This window comes from Salinispirillum sp. LH 10-3-1, from assembly GCF_030643825.1.
Taxonomy (GTDB): Bacteria; Pseudomonadota; Gammaproteobacteria; order Pseudomonadales; family Natronospirillaceae; genus Salinispirillum.
In genome coordinates this window covers 15,615-35,765 of the sequence record NZ_CP101717.1, presented here as the reverse complement: position 1 = coordinate 35,765, position 20,151 = coordinate 15,615, and the positions used below count along the sequence as shown (strand labels likewise).

18 protein-coding genes are annotated in these 20,151 nt (G+C 55.6%); 4 read left to right on the top strand and 14 right to left on the bottom strand.

Annotated features, from left to right (window positions below; all coding sequences use genetic code 11):
• From mnmG to NFC81_RS00110, 8 genes are all read right to left on the bottom strand, one after another.
• Positions 1–1,887 carry a tRNA uridine-5-carboxymethylaminomethyl(34) synthesis enzyme MnmG gene (mnmG, locus tag NFC81_RS00145; RefSeq protein WP_304995504.1) on the bottom strand — a complete coding sequence of 629 codons (1,887 nt, stop codon included), beginning with the start codon at positions 1,885–1,887 and terminating at the stop codon, positions 1–3.
• A gap of 126 nt (positions 1,888–2,013) precedes the next feature.
• Positions 2,014–2,559 (bottom strand): hypothetical protein, encoded by a 546-nt coding sequence (locus tag NFC81_RS00140; RefSeq protein ID WP_304995503.1) that lies wholly within the window; start codon positions 2,557–2,559, stop codon positions 2,014–2,016.
• Complete coding sequence (locus NFC81_RS00135; RefSeq protein WP_304995502.1) at positions 2,556–3,659, bottom strand: 5-(carboxyamino)imidazole ribonucleotide synthase; 1,104 nt, start codon at positions 3,657–3,659, stop codon at positions 2,556–2,558. The genes NFC81_RS00140 and NFC81_RS00135 overlap by 4 nt, the downstream gene beginning before the upstream one ends.
• Before the next feature lie 12 nt (positions 3,660–3,671).
• A complete protein-coding gene (gene purE, locus NFC81_RS00130; protein ID WP_304995501.1) occupies positions 3,672–4,163 on the bottom strand; it encodes a 5-(carboxyamino)imidazole ribonucleotide mutase in 492 nt (163 codons plus the stop codon).
• 26 nt (positions 4,164–4,189) lie between these two features.
• Positions 4,190–4,429 carry a YheV family putative zinc ribbon protein gene (locus NFC81_RS00125; protein WP_304995500.1) on the bottom strand — a complete coding sequence of 80 codons (240 nt, stop codon included), beginning with the start codon at positions 4,427–4,429 and terminating at the stop codon, positions 4,190–4,192.
• 46 nt (positions 4,430–4,475) lie between these two features.
• Positions 4,476–5,330 carry a helix-turn-helix transcriptional regulator gene (locus tag NFC81_RS00120; protein ID WP_304995499.1) on the bottom strand — a complete coding sequence of 285 codons (855 nt, stop codon included), beginning with the start codon at positions 5,328–5,330 and terminating at the stop codon, positions 4,476–4,478.
• Positions 5,331–5,704: 374 nt separating this feature from the next.
• Positions 5,705–8,326, bottom strand: a complete 2,622-nt coding sequence (gene ppc / locus NFC81_RS00115) for a phosphoenolpyruvate carboxylase (protein ID WP_304995498.1) — start codon at positions 8,324–8,326, stop codon at positions 5,705–5,707.
• Positions 8,327–8,376: 50 nt separating this feature from the next.
• Positions 8,377–8,925 (bottom strand): YqgE/AlgH family protein, encoded by a 549-nt coding sequence (locus NFC81_RS00110; RefSeq protein WP_304995497.1) that lies wholly within the window; start codon positions 8,923–8,925, stop codon positions 8,377–8,379.
• A gap of 214 nt (positions 8,926–9,139) precedes the next feature.
• Here NFC81_RS00110 and NFC81_RS00105 point away from each other — a divergent pair, with 214 nt between their 5' ends.
• Entirely contained in the window at positions 9,140–11,014 is a 1,875-nt protein-coding gene (locus tag NFC81_RS00105; RefSeq protein ID WP_304995496.1) for a methyl-accepting chemotaxis protein, read from the top strand.
• Positions 11,015–11,098: 84 nt separating this feature from the next.
• On the opposite strand, the gene prlC is transcribed toward NFC81_RS00105, so the two are convergent.
• A complete protein-coding gene (gene prlC / locus NFC81_RS00100) occupies positions 11,099–13,150 on the bottom strand; it encodes an oligopeptidase A (RefSeq protein WP_304995495.1) in 2,052 nt (683 codons plus the stop codon).
• Between the two features lie 124 nt (positions 13,151–13,274).
• On the opposite strand from prlC, the gene NFC81_RS00095 reads away from it, so the two are divergent.
• On the top strand, positions 13,275–13,829 hold the full coding sequence (locus tag NFC81_RS00095; RefSeq protein WP_304995494.1) for a gamma carbonic anhydrase family protein: 555 nt from the start codon (positions 13,275–13,277) through the stop codon (positions 13,827–13,829).
• An 18-nt stretch (positions 13,830–13,847) separates the two neighbouring features.
• Entirely contained in the window at positions 13,848–14,645 is a 798-nt protein-coding gene (locus NFC81_RS00090; protein ID WP_304995493.1) for a response regulator, read from the top strand.
• A 97-nt stretch (positions 14,646–14,742) separates the two neighbouring features.
• Here NFC81_RS00090 and aroE read toward each other — a convergent pair whose 3' ends face one another.
• The 5 genes from aroE to NFC81_RS00065 form a co-directional block, all read right to left on the bottom strand.
• Positions 14,743–15,582, bottom strand: coding sequence for a shikimate dehydrogenase (aroE, locus tag NFC81_RS00085; protein ID WP_304995492.1), 840 nt, complete (start codon positions 15,580–15,582; stop codon positions 14,743–14,745).
• A complete protein-coding gene (gene hemF / locus NFC81_RS00080; RefSeq protein ID WP_304995491.1) occupies positions 15,579–16,481 on the bottom strand; it encodes an oxygen-dependent coproporphyrinogen oxidase in 903 nt (300 codons plus the stop codon). Before hemF ends, aroE begins: the two co-directional genes overlap by 4 nt.
• Before the next feature lie 39 nt (positions 16,482–16,520).
• A complete protein-coding gene (locus tag NFC81_RS00075) occupies positions 16,521–17,069 on the bottom strand; it encodes a Sua5/YciO/YrdC/YwlC family protein (RefSeq protein ID WP_304995490.1) in 549 nt (182 codons plus the stop codon).
• Between the two features lie 156 nt (positions 17,070–17,225).
• Positions 17,226–18,326 carry a DNA-processing protein DprA gene (gene dprA / locus NFC81_RS00070; protein WP_304995489.1) on the bottom strand — a complete coding sequence of 367 codons (1,101 nt, stop codon included), beginning with the start codon at positions 18,324–18,326 and terminating at the stop codon, positions 17,226–17,228.
• A gap of 75 nt (positions 18,327–18,401) precedes the next feature.
• Positions 18,402–19,487 (bottom strand): LysM domain-containing protein, encoded by a 1,086-nt coding sequence (locus NFC81_RS00065; RefSeq protein WP_304995488.1) that lies wholly within the window; start codon positions 19,485–19,487, stop codon positions 18,402–18,404.
• Positions 19,488–19,623: 136 nt separating this feature from the next.
• Here NFC81_RS00065 and def point away from each other — a divergent pair, with 136 nt between their 5' ends.
• Entirely contained in the window at positions 19,624–20,127 is a 504-nt protein-coding gene (def, locus tag NFC81_RS00060) for a peptide deformylase (RefSeq protein WP_304995487.1), read from the top strand.
• Positions 20,128–20,151 lie beyond the last annotated feature (24 nt).

The window sequence follows — 20,151 nt, the reverse complement described above, 5'->3', positions numbered from 1 at the left end:
TCAGGCCGTCTTCCGCATGGCCGAGTGCTTTTTCAGGTGCACCAGCAATAAAGAAACGGCGGCGGGTGTGACACCGGAGATGCGACCTGCCTGCGCCAAGGTGGTGGGACGCACCTGTTGCAGCTTCTGACGTACCTCGTTTGATAATCCACTGATGGCGGTGTAATCTAAATCGTCCGGCAACGCGGTATGCTCATGCTTACGCAGCTGATCGATTTCATCTTGCTGCCGCTTAATATAGCCTTCGTACTTCACGGCAATCTCAACCTGCTCGGTGACATCATCCGGCAACGCAGGGTGGTCACTTGCCAGCTCAGCCAGGTCGCCGTAAGTTACTTCTGGTCGTTTGAGCAGATCGCGCAGCGAGTATTCATGGCGCAGAGGCTGCCCTATCAGCGTCTTCACACGGTCGCCTTCCGGTGTATCAGGGCGTACCCAAGTCGCCGCTATACGCGCTGTTTCGCCGACAATCGCTTCCTGTTTGCTGCAGAACGCTGCCCATCGCTCTTCGTCAACCAAGCCCAGTTCGCGCGCCTGTTCGGTCAGGCGCTGATCAGCGTTGTCCTCACGCAGCAACAAACGGTATTCGGCGCGGCTGGTGAACATACGATAAGGCTCTTTGGTGCCCATGGTGATCAGATCATCCATCAACACCCCGATGTACGCTTGGTCGCGCAACGGGTACCAAGGCGCAGTATCGCGCGCGCGCAAAGCGGCATTAATACCGGCCAGCAAACCCTGCGCTCCGGCCTCTTCATACCCGGTGGTGCCGTTGATCTGTCCGGCGAAGAACAGGTTTTTCACGTAGCGCGTTTCCATCCAGTGCGATAAGTCTTGTGGATCGAAGAAGTCATACTCAATGGCGTAGCCGGGCCGCGTCATGTGGGCGTTTTCAAACCCTTTCATGGTGCGAATAAACTGCACCTGGACGTCAAACGGCAGACTGGTTGAGATACCGTTGGGATATAATTCGTAAGAGGTCAGGCCTTCCGGCTCGACAAAAATTTGGTGCGATGATTTGTCGGCGAAGCGTACTACCTTATCTTCGATGGACGGGCAATAACGTGGCCCAATACCGTCTATCACGCCCGCGTACATGGGGGATTTGTCTAGGTTGCTGCGAATGATGTCGTGCGTGGCTTCGCTGGTGTGCGTGACATAGCAACTGACTTGGCGCGGGTGCTCTTCGACTTTGCCCAGATAGGACATCACTGGCAGCGGCGTATCACCCGCTTGTTCATCCATCACACTGAAGTCTACCGTACGTGCATCGATGCGTGCTGGCGTACCCGTTTTTAAGCGGCCAACCTTAAACGGCAATGCACGCAAGCGTTCGGCTAGCTTGTTGGCGGGCGCATCGCCCATGCGGCCACCCTGATAGTTGTCCATACCCACATGAATGCGGCCACCGAGAAAGGTGCCGGCCGTCAGGACGACGGTATGGCCCTTAATGCGAATACCGGTCTGCGTCACGACGCCACTCACGCGGTCTTGTTCAATGATGAGGTCGTCAGCAGCTTGCTGAAAAACAAAGAGATTCTCTTGCTGCTCCACGATATCGCGAATCGCCATACGATATAGGTTGCGGTCGGCCTGGGCTCGCGTAGCACGAACGGCTGGGCCTTTGCGGCTGTTGAGTACGCGAAACTGAATGCCCGCTCGGTCGGTGGCGCGTGCCATGGCACCGCCCATGGCGTCGATTTCCTTCACCAAATGACTTTTGCCAATACCGCCAATGGCGGGATTGCAGGACATCACCCCTACGGTCTCGATGTTGTGCGTCAATAACAGGGTCTGCGCACCCATGCGCGCCGCCGCTAATGCGGCCTCGGTACCGGCATGGCCACCGCCGATGACAATGACATCAAACTGAGTTGGAAAATTCACACACAACCTCGGATCGAGAAATTACAGGGGGGACGTATTATACGGATAAAAAATGACCAATAAACCATTAGCTGAACTTGTTTTCACCGCTTAGTCAGTGCGCACCGACTTATACCGCCATTGAACTTACAGTAGCTTTTCCAGAATCGCTTGCGCCCGGGCTGCGCGCTCGCTGCCGGTGTACACGATACCCACCTTCACGAGCGCAGGAGGGTGGACCATGAGCACGCCGACAAAGGTGCGTCCGCCTTCTTGCTGCAGGCGGTAGACCTGTGCATCACCTTGGCTGTGATGGCTGATAAGCTGGCCTTCAAAACCCGCTTGGTCAGCGGCTATGGCGTCGCTCATTACTTGACGCATCCGCTGCTCGAGTACGCCCTCTGAATACACCAGTTCCTGCACCAACATATTGATACCACGGTGATTAACTTGCCAGTTGGTAGCCTGCTGCGGGCCGGTTAAAGCACCTGCGGCAACGTGCTCCTCACGGCTGGGCTCTCGTTCAAACCAGACGGTGTAACCGGAAACCGGCAACTGTACGGCAATGTCCGGCGTCGGGACTGGACGCACCCGGGTAGGCCATTGCAGATAATAGAACACCCCCATCAACACCAGCAGCACGGCCAAGGTGACCTTCTGCGAGCGCCCCAACTTCATCTGGCTGGCCTTCATGCCACACCACGATCGTTACGCAGGCATTGCTCGGCAGCGGCAACGCGTATCTGTAAGGTAGCGGGGTCAGCCGCCGTTACAGTGACATGCCCGAGTTTACGGCCGGGACGCGGAGCCTTGTCGTAGTCGTGCCAATGCACGCCAGGTAACCGCAGCAACCCGCCAATGTCCGGATGCCCACCAAAGACGTTCAGCATGGTCACAGCGCCGCGTGTCGCAACATCGCCCAGTGGCAAACCACAGACCGCTCGCACATGGTTTTCAAATTGACTGGTTTCAGCCCCTTCAATGGTCCAATGCCCCGAATTGTGTACGCGGGGAGCGATTTCGTTGGCCATCAAGCTGTCACCCAACCGGAAGAATTCAAACGCCATCACGCCGACGTATTGCAACTCTTCCATTACCCGTTTTACATAATCGGCGGCGTGGCCCTGTAGAGAATGTGTAGCCTGCGGTGCCGAACGGTAGAGTATGCCGTCTTGATGTTCGTTCAACACCAGATCGTAGCATTTAAAGTCGCCATCGGCCGAACGCACTGCAACGCAGGACAGCTCGTCATCGAAAGCAATGAAGCCTTCTAAAATCAAGGGTACATTGCCCAATTCAGCCACCGCGTTTTCTAGATCGGCGGCATGGCGCAGTACTTTCTGCCCCTTGCCGTCGTAGCCCATGGTGCGGGTCTTTAAGACAGCAGGCAAACCGATATCCTGCACCGCCGCCACCAACGCAGACTGACTATCAACCCGCGCAATGGGCGGGATAGGAATATTCAAGCGTTGAAACATCGACTTTTCCAACCAGCGATCACGCGAAGTCGCCAAGGCCAGCGCTGGCGGATAAGCAGGAATCTGTTCGGCAATCGCCGCAACCGTGGAGGGTGGTACATTTTCAAACTCAAAGGTAGCGGCGTCCGCCTGGCCTGCGAGCACTGTTGCGGCCTCCAAGTCATCGTAGTCCGCCACCAGCTGGTCGCCATAAGCACTCGCACAGGCGTCACGCGCGGGGTCTAAAAAGACACAACGAATGTTTAATGGGGCGGCGGCCAACGCCATCATACGCCCCAGCTGCCCGGCCCCAACGATGCCTAAAGTCTTTTTCATAGCCAACCTATATTACGCCTGACCTGGCAGCGGATTGCTCAGGACTTTTTCGGTTTGTGCGGCGCGAAACGCCACCAACGCGGTACGAATATCGTCCGAGTGATTGCTCAACACCGCCGCCGCCAATAGCGCCGCATTGATGGCTCCGGCACGCCCAATGGCCAGGGTACCCGTCGGTATGCCCGCTGGCATTTGAACGATACTGAGCAAGGAATCCATACCGTTCAACGCTTTCGACTGCACAGGTACACCAAATACCGGTAAATGCGTTTTCGCCGCACACATACCGGGCAAGTGCGCTGCACCACCGGCACCGGCGATAATAACCTGTAGCCCACGCGCATAGGCGGTCTCGGCATACTCAAACAGTAAATCGGGGGTTCGATGCGCCGACACAACCTTAGCCTCATAGGGGATGCCTAAGGCCTTCAAGGTGTCTACTGTGTGTTCCATGGTATCCCAGTCGGACTGTGAACCCATGATTACACCAACCAATGGCGTCATTCGCTCTCTCCTAATTGCTAGTAAGGTTATTTAGGCTTGGTCGGAGGCATGATACGAATCACCTGCCGGTCATCGTCACGCGGTGCGGCTTCGACCCGCGTACCGGGCAGCGTCGCTGACGACGCCTCAGCATTGAGTGTGTCGGTGAAACCGCAATCGACGCAGTCACGTACCATATCGGCACCGTCGTTCATATATTCCATGCGTAGTGAGTCTTTTGCCCCACAAGATGGACAGACTGCACCCGCAATGAATCGCTTGACCATGATGTGCCTGCCTGAAAAAAGGAGGGCGAGTATAGCAAAGACTACCTCAACTGCGCGAGCCTCGAACGTCAGCCCGCAAGGTTCCCAAGGCGACTACCGCCTGCGTTAGGTTTGGCAGTGCCGGCACGGGCAAGCCATGCAGCATCTGACACAGGTATTCCATACGCTTGTGTTGCAACATACGCATGTTAAAAAAGTGACTACCGTAGGTTAACCACAGCGGGTTAACACCGGTTGCTGCCCATAAGCGCAACGCCATGATGACGTTAAAGTGCGGCTCATTGCTGGCGCGCTCATAGTTGCCCATGGTCGATGAGGCAATGCCCAGCAGGTCAGCAACCATATCTTGTGGAATATGTAGTACGTCTCGGAAGCTGCGCAGACCCTCCGCCACCATGGCGTAGTAGCCATCAATCTCTGCCGCTACTTCTTGCCGACTCGGCCAGATGAGGCCATCGGTGTCCAAGGGCGTAGGCAAAGGAACTTCCAGCATCTCTGACAAGAGGTGGACAAAATGGTTGAACTCTCTGTCGTTGCTTTGACCAACAAATATCTGCATCTGCAGCAAATCAGCACGAATGGTCAACGACGAAAACAGGTAGTCGTAACCACCACCTAAAAAGAAATACTGAAAAGGCACGCCCGTGCGCATCATATAACGCGCGGTGGTACCCATGCGCGCATAGTCGCTGCCGCTTTCGTACTTACGGTACTGCGACAACGAAACACCGATCTCTGCAGCCGTTTTCTCTTGGCTCCAGCCTAACGCCAAGCGACTGCGCTTAAGGTTGGATCCATAAAGCTGGTCTAGCCCCACTTCTAACTCAGCGAAATTGACCTCACGTGGTGAGAATTGGGCAAGAATTTGCTCTCGCACTGGCTCCAGCTTATTGTTTGACATGCCTTATCCTCTGAATCGCTCACCCAACGATTGCGCTTGGGTTATCGGACTATAGCGGCTTGTAGCAGAATCGCCATCGGCACGCTTTATAACGCACCGAGAGAGCGACAATGATAGTTGACGCGCGCTATCGTGTCGATTTTGGCAATTTTTACAGCTTCGGCCCCGAAAAGACGCCCGTAAGTCATTGATACAGTGAAAGGTGACGATTTGACCCCCCCTAAATCGTCACCTTTCACTGTTATGCTGTCTAACTTTTAGCAGTATCATGGATACTGTTCTGCTGCACCAAGGATGGTGTCGCTCAAGGAGTTGAGCGGGTGCCCTGTGCACCGGAGCAAGGATGCTCGTTTTTTGGCATCCCATTCTGCCGGCTAGCCCGTGTTTCTCATCCCTGCCGCAATACCGCCGATGGTCACCATCAACGCTTTTTCTACCGTGCTGTTGTGTTCAGCCGCGCGCAAGCGTGCGATCAACTCAATCTGTAGCCAATGCAAGGGTTCCAGGTAAGGATCACGCAACAAGATGCTGTCGCGGTTCCAGCTGTCGTTCAACATCAGTTGATCTTCTGCCAACAACGCACGCAAGGTTTGCGCATCCTTCGCCATCTGCTCGCGCAGCAGCGTATCGAGATGCAGCAGCTCCGGCGGTGATAGGCGTGCGGCATAAGCCCCGCTGATGTCGCCATCCGTCTTTAAAAACACCATTTCCAGCATGGCAAGACGTGTCGCGAAGAAGGGCCAGCGGTCTTTCATTTGTTCAACCAGCGCACCCGCACCGGCATCGGCTTCTTCCTGTATCGCTTGTACCGCACCTAACCAGCTCGGCAAAAGCATACGATTCTGCGACCATGCGAATATCCACGGAATGGCGCGCAAGGATTCCACACCGCCACCCGGCTTACGCTTGGTAGGACGACTACCGAGCGGCAACTTACCCAACTCTTGTTCCGGCGTCACAGCGCGGAAGAACGGGACGAAGTCCGGGTGGTCACGCACTATGGCCCGATAGTGCTGGCACGACACCGTCGCCATGCGGGACATCAGCTCGCGCCATTTGGGCTCTGGCTCTGGCGGGGGCAGCAACAAGGCTTCCAGTACCGCACTGGCGTACAGATGCAGGCTACGCACCGCCAATTCCGGCAAACCGAATTTGAAGCGGATGGTTTCACCCTGCTCGGTGACGCGGAAACCGCCTTGCACGGAGCCCGGCGGCTGCGACAGGATAGCCGCGTGGGCTGGGCCGCCCCCGCGACCGATGGTGCCACCCCGGCCATGAAACAACGTGAGGCTAATGCCAAATTCTTCGGCCAACTGACCCAGTGACTCTTGGGCGCGATACTGCGCCCATGAAGCAGCCAGCACCCCGGCGTCTTTGGCAGAATCGGAATAGCCAATCATGACGTGTTGGCGCCCATGGATATAACCGCGATACCACTCCACCGACAGGAGGCGACGCATGGTGTCCGGAGCCACTTCCAAGTCATCAAGGGTTTCAAACAACGGCGCTACCGGCATGGCCCAGTTAACGCCACACTCCCGCAACAGCAACTGTACTGCCAATACATCGGACGGATGCCGCGCCATGGAGATAATATAGATACCGAAGGAGTCGGCACTGAATTGACTGACCACACGGCAGGTATCCAGTACCTCTTGCACCTCTTCTGACGGCTGCCACTGGAGCGGAATCAGCGGGCGCTTGCTACCTAATTCTCGCAACAGAAAAGCTTGTTTGTCGTCTTCGCCCCAGTGTTCGTAATCACCCAACCCTAAATACAATGTCAGCTCGGATAACACCGCCCGGTGGCGCTCGCTGTGCTGACGGACATCCAAACGCAACAGACTGCTGCCAAACACATAGGCACGGCGTAAGGTGTCTTTTAACGCTCCTTCGGCAATGACCTCCATGCCACAGGCCTGCAGCGACTCGTAACACGCAGTCAGCGGCGTTATCAAAGCATCGTCACTGAGCAAGCAATCTTCCAAGGCGACTTTGCTGCGATCGTCCAAACGCAACTGGATAGCATCCTTCACCAGATTCAGTCGGGTACGCAATGACTTGAGCACGGCCCGATAAGGCTCGCTGCTGTCGCCCGCCATGGTGCGTAAGGCGGGTGTGCAATCGGTCATCGATAACTCGGACGCCAGTTCATCGACCGCCTTGCTGAACAACTCGGCTGCTTTCCAGCGCGCCAACAACAGCACCTGCTCGGTCACTCGTGCGGTGACAAAGGGGTTGCCGTCGCGGTCACCGCCCATCCAAGAGCAGAAGCTTAAGGTGCGAGCGTCGAGCGGCAAGTTCAGTCCATGCGCGGCAATGGTCTCTTCCATGTCACGCATAAACTGCGGCACCGCATCCCACAACGAATTCTCGATAACAGCGAAGCCCCAGCGTGCTTCATCGACCGGCGTGGGCCGGACATTACGAATTTCCGCCGTGTGCCACGATTGACTGATCAACTCATCGATGCGCTGCACCGCGAGACGGCGCGTGCGCGGCTGCGCCTTATCGTTCAGGTGCGCCAGCTCGCCAGCCAAGGCACCGTATTTATGAATGATGGTGCGTCGTGTTACTTCAGTAGGGTGGGCGGTCAATACCAACTCCAAGCGCAGCGTATCAATCGCACTTTGTTTTTCCTGCGCGGTCAGCTCACTTTGCCCGAGGCGCTGCAAAAGGTCTGCCAGCGGCTCTGGATACTGCTGCTGCGCCAACCCTTCGGGGGTAATGGTGTGCTGCTGTTCAGCGATGTTGACCAGGTTCAAAAACTGAGTGAAGGAGCGCGCCACCACCAGTAAGTCGTCGTCGGACATTTGCTCAAACAACGCCGCCATCTCTTGGCGCGCCTTGGCGTCGCCGTCGCGTGCTGCTTTACCCCAGCCACGGATGGTTTCAATGGTCTCTAGCCATTCCGCGCCGTTCGCCCGTGCAATGGTTTGCCCCAATAATTGCCCGAGCTCTTTTACCTGTTTACGCAATGCCGTTTGTGCCGCCATGCCCTTCCCCTTATGTGAACTGCATTCTTTCCATCGGTTTTTTAGTCTAGCTACGCTGTACCGCCCGCGCCCAACTGTGTCAAATCCACACCCAGACGATCCAAGGCCTTTTGGTAGCGCTCGTACGGCGGTGTCGCAAACACCAAGTCTGCATCCGCCGGCACTATCAACCAAGCGTTTTGCGCCAACTCCTGTTCCAGCTGCCCCGCGTCCCAACCGGCGTAACCCAAACAAATTTGGTACTGCTCAGGCCCCTGCTTTTGGGCAATCGAATGCAAGATGTCTTTGGACGTGGTGACACCCCATGCATCATTGTTCAACGTCGAGTCCCAACCACCCAGCAAGCCATGCAGCACAAACCCGCGCTCGCGCATCACCGGCCCACCAAACACCAGTTCGGGTTCCGAGCTGACGTCATTGTGTGGCACGCCCGAATTATCGAGCAACTCGGTCAACGTCATGCCAACCGGCTTATTAATGATCAAGCCCATGGCGCCATCACTGTCGTGTCGTACCAGATAAACAATAGACTGCGCAAAGTAGGCGTCCGTCATCTGTGGCATGGAAATCAGCAGGTGGTGAGAGAAAAATGGCTCCACAAGCGATATGCCTCCTCGGGCGAACTAAGTGATTGTAAGTGCCACTAATGATATACCGCACAGTCACGTTTCGCACGGTAGCCAAAACATCAGGTTTTAAGGCGCACAAACTGGCTGAACCGCGCAACCTAGTCAATACTGATATTTACCTAACTATAACAGCGATCAAACAAGCGCTGACAACAAAAAACTTTTCCTTACGAGGAATGCGATCATGCCGAGTATGAACCTGAAAACCAAGTTGCTCGCCGCCGTGCTCATCATGGCCTTTATCGCCATTGCAGTTCGAGCGATTACCTCTTTTCTCGATTTGCGTAATCAAGCCCGCCAGGGCGTATTAAATGAAATAACCTTGGCAGGTAATGTGCTGTCGGGCAATGTGGCTTCGTGGGTTGCCGACAACATCCGCTTGATGGAAACGGCTGCAGCTCGTTTAGAGGCTGGAGACACCCTCGACCACGTATTGCGGTTAACTCAGGGTGGTGGTGATTTTTTATACGCCTATCTGGGTACCACGCAAGGCGACATGATCATGTACCCGCCTGAAACCTTACCCAGTGATTACGACCCGCGCGTGCGACCTTGGTACCAGCAGTCCTCCAGAGCCAACGACAGTATCCTTACCCCACCCTACACGGATGCTTCTTCCGGTGGCTATGTGGTGACCTTTGCAACGCCCGTGCGTGGCCAAGGCGTGTTAGGAGCCGATTTATCACTGGGAGTGGTGGTAGATACCGTGTTAGCCGCCAGTTTAGGCGATCGGGGTTACACCTTTATGGTGGCCGGTGATGGCCAAATACTTGCGCATCCGGACGAGCGCTTTGCCACCGAAAACATCAGTACGCTGAACAGCAGCCTTACCCCGCAGCGCATCAATGCATTGCGCAACAGCAATGAGTTGGTGAATGTGCGGATGGACGGCAAGGACAGCTTGGTGGCCTTTACTGCGGTGCCAGGCAGTGACTGGAGCCTTGGCTTTGCTCTTGACCAAGCCGCGGTTAACGCGCCCATCAGGGCCATGCTGATTGGCACCCTGATCAACACCATCATTATCCTTGCCATTTATTTCGCCGTAGCCCTGACACTGCTGCGCTGGCTGCTGGCCCCATTGGATACCATTCGTGACGCTATGCATGACATCGGACAAGGCCAAGGCGATTTAACGCGTCGACTGACGTATTTGAAGGATGATGAACTTGGACAACTGAGCCGATCGTTCAACCATTTTATGGAAACCATCCAAGCCCTGGTGAGCCAAGCACGCGACACCTCCGGCGCATTGGGTGAAGAAGCCAAGGCCACGATGGAAGACAGCCAAGAAAATAATCAGCAGATTCGTCTGCAACAGGATGAAATCGGGCAAGTCGCCGCTGCCATCCATGAAATGTCGATGACCGCGAACGAGGTGGCGCAGAGCGCCAGCGAGACGGCCGAAGCAGCCCGCCGTTCTGCTGAAGCAACGCGCGACGGCCTAGGGCTGGCAAAGACCAACCGTGAGAACATGCAGAAGCTTACCGATGGCATCCATGAAACCACAGTTGTCATACAAAGCCTTAATGAACAAGCCTTGAAAATCAATTCAATCCTGGCAACGATTCAAGGGATCGCTGAACAAACCAATTTGCTGGCCTTGAACGCAGCGATTGAAGCAGCGCGCGCCGGTGATCAGGGGCGCGGCTTTGCCGTAGTGGCTGACGAAGTGCGTGCCTTGTCGCAGCGCACGCACGACGCAACGGGTGAGATTCAAGGCATGATTGAAGGCTTACAGGCGCAGACCGGCCAGGCAGTGAATATGATGGAGAAGTCTGTGACTGTGACACAAGACACCGCCGAAAACGCCAGTGGGGTAGCCAGTAGCCTGTCATCGATCAATGATGCCATTGAGTTGATCAACGAAATGTCAGAGCGCATTGCCGGCGCGTCGGGTGAGCAACACAAGGCGACCGATGAGATCAGTCGTATCACCAGTCAAATTAAAGAAGCCGCCGATCAGCTGGCGCAGAACTCGGACGAAGCGGAACAACGCGCCCGTGCCCTCGACCAGTTAGCCCATGACCTCGGCAGTAACCTTAACCGCTTTGTGGTGTAGCCGGTTGATAAAGGTTACGGCACACGGTTGAACGAGCTGCTCATTGATTCATGGCGGGTGTAAACACCCGCCCAACGAGGTACATCAAGCTGCCTGCTTGCCGGTAATACCCGAATGACGCAACAAAGGCTCCACTGAGGGCTCGCGACCACGAAAGTCTTTAAACAGCTCGGCTGCGGGCCGTGCCGCACCGCGCGCCAACACCTTATGTCTGAAATCTCGAGCCGCCTCGGGACTGAACAAACCCTCTTCTTCAAAGCGACTGAACGCATCAGCGCTGAGCACTTCAGCCCACTTATAGCTGTAGTAACCCGCTGCGTAGCCACCCGCAAAGATATGGCCGAAGCTGTTCTCAAAACGCGTGTAATCAGCCACCGGCACCACGGTGACGTCTTTACGGACGTGCGCCAATACCTTCCGAAGGGCCGTGATATCAACCGCCTCACTGGCCTGATGCAGAATAAAATCGAACAGCGAGAACTCCAACTGCCGGACCATTTGCATGGCCGACTGAAAATTGCGCGCCGCCAACATCTTATCGAGCAAGTCTTTCGGCAGTGGTGCACCGGTATCGACATGACCCGAAATAAAGGCCAGTGCCTCCGGTTCCCAACAGAAGTTTTCCATGAACTGCGACGGCAATTCAACGGCGTCCCAAGCCACGCCGTTTATACCGCTGACGGCAGCAATGTCTACCTGCGTGAGCATATGGTGCAAGCCGTGCCCGAATTCATGAAACAACGTCACCACGTCATCGTGCGTCAGCAAGCTGGGCTGGCCTCCGATCGGGGCAGTAAAATTGCAGGTCAAATACGCCACCGGTAGCTGTAAACCGTCATCGTATTGACCGCGCGCCCGGCAATCGTCCATCCAAGCGCCACCGCGCTTGCCTTTACGCGCATAGAGGTCGAGGTAGAAGCGGGCGACCAATTGATCATCATCGAACAGGTTGTACAATTGGACATCCGAGTGATAACGATCAAAGTCGGTCACCGCTTCAATTCGAATGCCGTACAGGCGACGTACGGTCTCAAACAAGCCCGACAGCACACGTGGCACCGGAAAATACGGGCGCAGTTGCTCGTCCGACACCGCGTAACGCGCTTCCTTTAACTTTTCGCTGGCGTAGGCCATGTCCCAAGGCTGCATCTGTTCAATGCTCAGCTCTTGGCGGGCGAACTCCGCGAGCTCCGCCATTTCAGCACGGGCTTGTGGCACACTTTGGCGCGCCAACTCGTACAGGAAGTCCGTGACCGCTTGTGGTGTCTGCGCCATCTTGGTGGCCAGCGACAGCTCGGCATAGTGTTCGAAGCCCAACAATTTGGCAGCCGCTAAGCGCTTATCCAATATCTCGGTCATCAGGTGGCTATTATCCCACTGTCCAGCCTTAGGGCCTTGATCCGATGCCCGCGTGGTAAAGGCTTCATGCACTGTTTGGCGCAGGGTCCGATTATCAGCATAGGTCATGACCGGCAAATAGGATGGGTGTTCCAGGGTCACCAGCCAGCCGGTCTGATCCGCTTGTTGCGCGTTGTCAGCCAGGGTCGCGCGTGCCGAGTCTGGTAGGCCTGACAACTCCTCTTCATCTGCAATGTGCAGCGTCCAGCCTTGCGTCGCATCCAAGACATTTTCCGAAAATTGATTTTCTAAACGCGCCAGATCCTGCATCAGCTGTTTAAACCGTGCCTGCTCCTTCGTTGGTAAGGCAATACCGGCCAGCTTAAAATCACGCAGGGCGTGTTCTACCGCAGCTTGTTGAGCCTCAGATAGCACAGCAAACTCAGCGCTGTCATGCAACGCTTGGAAACGCGAATAAAGACCAGCGTGCTGACCTCGGTCGGTATCAAAAGCACTGATGCGCTGCACGGCCTCCCGATAGGCGTCACGCAGTTCAGGTGAATCTTTTACGTTGGCTAAATGGCTGACCGGCGAAAACAGGTTACTCAGCACGCGAGCCGCCTGCTCCATTGGCGCTGCGAAGTTTTCCCACGTTGGTGCCTGTTGATCAGCCGCTAGACGCTCAATCAGGGTACGATAATCCGCGATGGCTTTATCCACTGCGGGCAGTATGTGCTCGACCTTGATCTGTGAGAACGGGGGTAGCTCATGCGGTTGCTGCAGTGGATTGTCAGACATGCGGACTCCTTCAACTTAGGGTATCTTATGAAGGCAACTAAACGCGTTACGAATTTAGCACCTTCCTCACCTTAGGATATGGTGCTGATCGGCCTCAATACAAGTTTCAGGAGACTCAGGTTCCATGGCTATTATCAGTTTTCGCGGTTACACCCCTCAATTGGGCGATGCTGTCATGGTCGATCCGCAGGCGTTTGTGTTAGGTGATGTGAAGCTCGGCGACGATGTATCCATCTGGCCGGGGGCCATCGTGCGCGGTGATATGCATCGCATTCGCGTGGGCCAACGCACCTCTGTCCAGGATGGTGCGGTACTGCACATCACGCACGCCAGTGACTTCAACCCAGAAGGTTATCCTCTCACTATAGGTGATGACGTTACCATCGGACACCAAGCATGCCTGCATGGCTGCACCATTGGTAACGAAGTCTTAATCGGTATTGGCGCCGTGGTATTGGATGGCGCCGTGGTCGAAGACCGCGTGGTGATAGGCGCAGGAACTCTGGTACCACCGGGCAAAACTCTCAAAAGTGGTTATCTTTACATGGGCAGTCCAGCGAAACAGGCGCGCCCTTTGAGTGAAAAGGAGCTATCCTTCTTTAAGTACAGTGCAAAAAACTACATGAAGCTCAAGAACGACTATCTGGCTGCCGAGGTGGATCAGCGTCGGGTGCTCTGACAACTTTTCGAGGTAAGCATGGCTCATACCATTGCGGCGGCTGACTTGTCGCTGTTGCTGATAGAACCGTCGGAGGTTCAGCAAAAAATCATTGTACGCAGCCTGCAAGAGCTGGGGATCAACAAGATTGAGACCGCCACCACCTTTGCCGCTGCACGGTCGGTCATATTGGCAACGGAACCCGATTTAGTGGTCAGTGCGATGTATCTTGAAGACGGCACCGCCGAAGACTTTTTATCGGCGCTGCGTAAAGACCCAGCCACTGAAGCCCAGCCATTCATGCTGGTGTCCAGTGAGCGCAACAAGCACTACTTAGAAACCATGCGCCAGTCCGGCGTACTGGCTATTCTGCCCAAGCCGTTTGGTGCGGAAGCACTCGACCGGGCTATTCGCGCAACCATCGATTCGATCTCCGAAGAGGAGCTGGAACTCGAGGTTTTTGACATCCACGAAATGCGTATATTGCTGGTCGATGACAGCCGAATGGCGCGCAAACACATCAGACGCACGCTGGAGAAAATGGGTGCCAGCACCTTTGTGGAAGCGGAAAATGGCAAAGAAGCCGTGAAGTTGCTGCTGGAAGAGCCCTTTGATGTCATCTTTACCGACTACAATATGCCGGAAATGGATGGTCGAGAACTCACCGAGTTTGTACGCCAACAGCCCGCGTTGTCGCACTTGCCCATTTTGATGGTCAGCTCGGAAGCCAACGAAGCCCAGTTGAGCAATATTGCCCAGTCGGGGGTCGATGCCATCTGCGAAAAGCCGTTTGAACCGGCAACCATTCGCGCGCTACTGCAGCGCCTGCTTAGCTAAAAGATATTCGACATCTTCGGGCGGGTGCTTTTCTGTATGAGTATACCCGCCGGTAGCGATCGAACGTTATTGTAGTGGCGGGTGTAAACACACCACCTTACGGAAGGAGGCCAGAGGGCTGGCTGAGTTCCTCTCGCAACCGCTGTAACACCGGCTCGGCATCGGGCGCATGGCCAGTCCATAAGCGAAACGACTCTGCGGCCTGCGACACCAACATACCCAGCCCGTCCAAACATTGCTTCGGCTGCTGGGTTTTCGCCCAGCGCAGAAAGGCCGTATCCTCGGCGCCGTACATCATGTCATAAACCAGCGTAGCACCAACGCACAGTTCGGCCGGTAGATCGGGCACGTCACCCCCCAGGCTCGCCGCCGTGCCATTGATGATGATATCGAACGGTCCGCGCAGATCCGCCATGGGCGTGGCTTGAATCTCGCCTTGGGTGGCGAAGATAGCAGCCAGTTGCTCCGCTTTAACCTGTGTGCGATTAGCAATGGTTACGGACGCGGGCTGCTCTTTCAAAACAGGGTCTAAGACACCGCGCACCGCACCACCGGCCCCCAACACCAAAATCCGCTGACCACGCAACGCAATACCATGCCGCGTGACGATATCATGCACTAAACCATAGCCATCGGTGTTGTCACCTAGGATACCCTCTGGCGTGCGCAACAGCGTATTCACTGCGGCCGCCAAGCGCGCACGGTCTGACAAACGATCCACCGCCACATAGGCTTCTTCTTTATAGGGAACGGTCACGTTAAAGCCGTGATAACCATTCGTAAACAATGCTTCAACAAGGGCCGCAAAAGTACCTGGCTCGACATCAATGGCTTCATAACTCAGCTCCAAGCCCAAGGACGCGGCAAACGCTTGATGAATACGCGGTGACTTGCTATGCGCCACCGGATGGCCCAAAAGACCCAAACGATGACTCATAGCCAGTCCTTATTAACCAAGGTATGTGTGAGCAACTTCTCTTCCGCTGAACCGGGTAAAGGCTGATGGTTGTAGTGCCACTCGACGGTCGGGGGCAGGCTCATCAAAATCGACTCGGTACGCCCACCCGATTGCAGACCAAAGATGGTGCCACGGTCGTGCAACAGGTTGAACTCAACATAGCGGCCGCGCCGATAAGCTTGCCAAGCACGCTCACGTGGGCCATAAGTCATGCCTTTACGGCGCTGCACAATGGGCAAGTAAGCGTTCAAGTATCCGTCGCCCACCGCTTGCATGAAATTAAAGCAGGCATCAAAGCCCCAAGCACTGAGGTCATCATAGAATAAGCCGCCAATGCCACGCGGTTCATTACGGTGTGGCAAATGGAAGTAGCGGTCGCACCAATCTTTGAACTTGGGGTGCACGTCCTCGCCAAACGGCAAGCACAGATCGCGTGCGGTACGGTGCCAATGCGCGCAGTCTTCGTCGAAACCGTAATAAGGCGTGAGGTCGAAACCCCCACCAAACCACCAAATGGGTTCCTCGCCCGGTGCCTCGGCGACGAATAAGCGTACATTGGCGTGAGAGGTCGGCACATAGGGGTTGCGCGGGTGAATCACCAACGAGACCCCCATGGCCTGCCAGCGACGCCCGGCGATCTCCGGTCGATTGGCCGTAGCGGAAGGCGGTAATTGCGAACCCAGGACGTGCGAAAAGCCGACACCCGCTTTTTCAAAGACATCTCCGCCCTCTAAAATACGCGTCATGCCACCGCCACCCTCGGGCCGTTGCCAGCTATCCGCAGCAAAAGTTGCCCCGGTGTCTTCGGCTTCGAGTTGCTCGCAGATACGGCTCTGCAACCGTTGTAGGTAATGCTTTACGTCATCGAGCTGTTGCATAGCGCCTCTCATTGTTCAATGTTTTGGTGCCCGGACGGCCTAGCGCAGTTGTTCGCCGGTGCGCAGGTCAAAGATGCGGCTGGGCTTCAACTGCCCGCCCAAGGGGCCGGGAATAATGACCGGCACATCCGACCCGAACCAGCGGCGGACTTGCAAGGCGTTGCGTGCCGGAGACTTGCCGGAATGGTTGGCGCTGGTCGATACCACCATGCTGCCGAGTGCTTGCGTGAGTTCTATCACACCCGGATGCGTGCTGAGACGCACGGCGACCGTGTCGTACTGCCCGACAATCCATTGTGGAATGGCCGGCGGGCGCGGAATTAGCCAGGTAACCGGACCAGGCCAGGTATCGTATAAGGGCTTTTTTTCGTCCTCCGACAAATGCGCCAAAACCGGGTCCAGTTGTGCCCACGCCCCGGCGACTAAGATCAACCCCTTCCCCGCGGAACGGTTTTTGACCGCTTGAAGGCGGCGCACTGCGCCCTCATTGAACGGGTCGCACCCCAACCCCCAGACCGCTTCCGTCGGGTAGGCCAGTAGTTGGCCGTCGTAGAATGCGCGTCGAATTTTTTGCCAGCTCTGCTTCATAGTCTGTATTGCGCCATAGCCTGAAAAGATAGCCCAAAGAAAGAGACGAGCACGCTCGCCGGATCATCAAGGCACCTATGATACAGAGGTCATGGCGAATTTGAAAAACTCATCGCAACTCACCGAAAACATGCATCAGTGTCAGTGGCGTGCGGGTTAAGGCACCAAGCGCACATAAGAACCACCTTGCGGCTGTATTAAGCCACTCAGTTCCATATCTAGAAGTGCTTCATAGAGTTCGTTCAGCGGTTTTTGCAGCTCGCTCGACAAGGTTTCCAATGCTGTAGGCTCCGTACCGATCAGGGCCAACAGGTCATTCTGTAGCCCCGAGACGAGAATCTGCTGCACTGGCTCGTGTTGCGCTTCTATCATGCCGAAGTGAGCACTCACGTCGGCCCAGTCGGCAGCGAGCTCGGCACCATCACGCAGCAGTTGGTTACATCCTTGGGCATTTGGGTAATACGGATGGCCGGGCACCGCCAAGACATCCCGTCCGTATTCGGCGGCCAGCTTCGCCGTAATCAAGGAACCACTTTTCAGTGCGGCCTCCACCACCAAAACCGCCTGCGACAGTGCCGCGACAATGCGGTTGCGGCGCGGGAAGTTACCGGGCGACGGCGGTGTTGATGGACAATGCTCGGTCAACACCGCGCCATTGGCGGCAATTGCATCAAGATGGCGTGCATGCCCCTTGGGGTATACGTGATCGAAGCCACTGCCCATCACGGCGACTGTTTGACCGTCAACGGCGAGCGCCGCCAAATGCGCGGTAATGTCGATTCCGGCCGCTAAGCCACTGGTGATCACTACACCTTGTGCCGCCAAACGACGACACCAATCGTCGGTCAACTGACGACTGGTACTGCCCGGCCGTCGGCTCCCCACCACCGCCAACTGTGGCAAGGTCAAGACACCGGGGTTGCCTTGCACATAGAGCACGGGTGGATAATCAGGTAACGACGCTGTGAGCTGCCATGGGTAGTCGGCATGGCTGGGTGTCAGCAAATGGTGTCTGTCCGCCGCTTGCCAGTTGGCGATGCGTTTCAATTCGGGCAGTTCGTGCCACGGGTTGTGTGCGGCTCGGCAAAGCTGGTCCACCACATCGACAGGCCAACGCAGCGTTTGCAGGTCCGCCCGAGTTAATTCGGGCAATGTGGAGGGAGAACCGAAAGAAGTAAGAAATTGTGTTAAGCGACGGCCACCGATACCGGGCACCAAATGCAGTATGAGCCACTGCAAAGTCGTCTGGTCTATCATAGCTAACTGCCTTGTGTTGGGTGGAACGACCCCCGCGACCTTGCGGGGGCTTTTTTAAATCTGCCTAACTACGGGTCAAGGAATGCGACGGATGCTGGGTACACGAAAGGTGTCCCCGACTTTCATGGTATTGGTGGCCTCCATAACCAAGGCGTACGACATGCGATCGAACACACGGAACACCATCATCATACCGCCTTGCTCCTCCGGTAGCCGGATCAATTGGTTATTGATCGGGTCACGCACAACTTCACCCTGCCGCATGATGTCGAACACATGCCCGGTGGCAACACCGTCCACCGCTCCGCGGTTCAAGAGCACGACGTTGAATTGCCCAATGATGCTGAGCCCTTCAACCACGGACAGAATTTGCCCGGTCATTCCCTCTGGTGGTGTCGCTGGGAAAAACGTTGGCTCCAAGCGCGTGCGCTCGCTGAGCATTAAACGATCGCCCAAACGTATATTGGAACGACTGGTCACGACATGCAGCTTCGCGACATCGCCCTGAATGGCTTCCATTTCTGCTCGGCCTAAGGCAATCGCCTCTACGCCTAGGAAATCATTGGTGACTGGGTCGCGATAAGCTTCACCGGCACGAAACAATTCATACGCCACACCATCGCCTGCCCAGTTACCGCGTGCATACAGCCGATCACCGGCGCCGATCACAATACGGCCCTCTTCCCCACTGACCACATAGGCGGCGGCATTGAGTTCTTCACCGGTAACAATTTGACTGGCGTTCAAGAACGGTTGAATGTATTCGCGCGGAATGGCCGGAATGGCTTGGTCCACATTGAAGTAGCGCACCGCGGGTTGCAATCGCACCACACCATCGTCTGCCATATCTTGCGTTAACCGCACTGTGTCAGCTTCCAGTCCACGCTCTAGGGTGGTCAGGCGCGGCTCACCGTCAATCCAACGCAGGCCAATGATGTCGCCCGGAAATATCAGGTGCGGATTTTCAATTTGCGGGTTTTGGTACCAGATTTCATTCCACCGCCATGGACTTTGCAGAAACAACTCTGCAATGTCCCAGAGTGTATCGCCTGACTTGACGACATAGCGTTCCGGAACGTCTTCACGGATCGACAAAATGTCGGCATGAGCCACAGCGGCAATACAGCTTGCCAGCAGGAGACCGATAAGTCGTTTCCTCATCGTGCGATTCCCTATATCATTTGCTACAAATGAAGTTAGCTTAAACCATATTACCCGCGCTGCAAACGCAGTGTGTGTGTTAATGCGATGCGGTTCCCGTTTAACCGACGTGAACCCGGGAGTTTTTGAAAGAATTATGGCTATTTTAGAGATCCTTGAGTTCCCAGATCCACGGCTACGAACCAAGGCGAAACCCGTGGCCGAGGTAGACGACAGCATTCGGACGCTCGCCGGTGATATGCTCGAAACCATGTATCAAGCTCCGGGTATTGGCCTGGCGGCTTCACAGGTGAACGTTCATCAACGGGTGATTGTCGTGGACGTCTCGGAAGAGCAAGATGATCCACACGTCTTTATTAACCCAGAGATCGAGCTGTTGGGCGAAGAAATACTGTATCCGGAAGGCTGTTTGTCGGTGCCGGGGTATTATGAAGAAGTGACTCGGCACAATCACATTCGTGTTAGCGCCTTGAACACCGAGGGCGAGCGCTTCACGTTGGAAGCCAAGGACCTTTTCGCCATCTGCATTCAGCACGAATGCGACCATTTGGACGGTAAGCTGTTTGTAGACTACCTTTCTACGCTGAAACGGAACCGCATTCGCAAGAAACTGGAAAAAGCACACCGCGAAGCGGGTTAATGGTTAACCCGCTCTTCTTTTTTA